The sequence below is a fragment of the Seonamhaeicola marinus genome (assembly GCF_008085455.1).
In genome coordinates this window covers 1-1,608 of sequence record NZ_VSDQ01000552.1, presented here as the reverse complement: position 1 = coordinate 1,608, position 1,608 = coordinate 1, and the positions used below count along the sequence as shown (strand labels likewise).

Genomic DNA, 1,608 nt, shown 5'->3' with positions numbered 1-1,608 from the left:
AAAAATGTTTAATGCAGAAAGCAATACACATATTAATTGTTATACCAATAAAACGTACTACTATATTAATGTAGGTTCTGGTTTTGGCAAGCGTATAAGTGCTTTTGTGCAACCAACAGCTGCTGCAAACCAACAAATAAACACGTTTCATGATTATAAGTTTCATGAAAAAGATGAGTATAATTTAGCTTTTTTAGGAAGACGATGGTTTGGTGATAGGTTTGATATTGAGAACACAAAAACGTTTACATTCAATATGCCAGATTTAGTAACCACGCAGCCTGTTAATTTAAAAGTTTATGTAGCAGCAGTTTCACCTGTGGTTTCAACCATGGAATTGATTGTAAATGGTAATAGTGTTACAGGCATAAATATGCCTGCAAACTCAGATAGAGTGTTGGCTACCCAAGGCAGTTATATAGGAGATGTTAATGTGAATACTAATGAAATAGAGGTAACACTTAACTACAATAACCAAGGGAATCCAAGTGCTGTAGCGTATGTAGATTATATAAGTGTTGAGGCTGAAAGACTTTTGAATTTTAACGGTAAACAATTTCAGTTTACTAATAAAAATGTAGCTATAGCCTCAGGTATTGGGCAGTATAATATTAGTAATGCTTCTGATGTTTCTGAAGTGTGGGATGTTTCTGATATTTACAATGTAACTAACTTTGTGCCTACTGAACCAGCTAATAATTTAACTTTTAAGGCTAATTTAGGTGAAGCAAAAACGTATGTTGCCGTTACTTCAAAAGACTACTTTACACCAAGTTATGATAGAAATACAACAGTTGTAAATCAAAATATTAAAGGCACTATTTTTAATGATGCTAATGGAAATTTTAAAGATATAGATTATTTAATTGTAGCACCTGCAAACATGGTATCTCAAGCAGAACGGCTAGCAGAAATAAACAGAGGTCAATATAATTTGAATGTAAAAGTATTAAGCTTAGAGCAAATTTATACAGAGTTTAGTACCGGAAACCAAGATGTTGGTGCTATTAGAAACGTGGTTAAGTATATTTATGATAACGCCAGTGCTCCTGCAAACCGAATTAAATATTTATGCTTATTAGGCGATGCTTCTTTTGATTATAAAGATAGAATAAACAATAATACTAATATTGTACCCTCATGGTATTCATACAACAGTTTTAGTTTAACAGATTCGTTTGTGTCTGATGATTTTTATGGTATGATGGATGATACTGAAGGTAACATGAACACCAGTAATAAGCTTGACATTGCAGTTGGAAGAATTTTAGCAAAAACACCACAGCAAGCCAAAGAAATGGTTGATAAAGTTGCATCATATTACACAAAAGAATCTTTTGGTGCTTGGCGTAATAATTTTGTACTTGTATCTGATGATGTAGATAAAGATTGGGAAGGTATTTTACAAGAAACTACAGATGAAATAGGTAATTTAGTGTCTAATGAAAAGTCATTTATAAATTCTGTAAAAATTCATACCGATGCTTATCAACAAGAATCATCGGCTGGTGGTGATAGGTATCCGCAGGTAAATACAGCGTTTGTAAATGCCGTAGATAATGGCGCTTTAGTTGTTAATTATTTTGGTCATGGTGGTGAAGATGGGTT

General features: G+C 32.8%; 1 protein-coding gene. It reads left to right on the top strand.

The annotated features are described in order from the left end of the window. Positions 1–1,608, top strand: a 1,608-nt coding sequence (gene porU / locus FUA24_RS08230) for a type IX secretion system sortase PorU (protein WP_148541260.1), incomplete at both ends; no start/stop codon positions are given.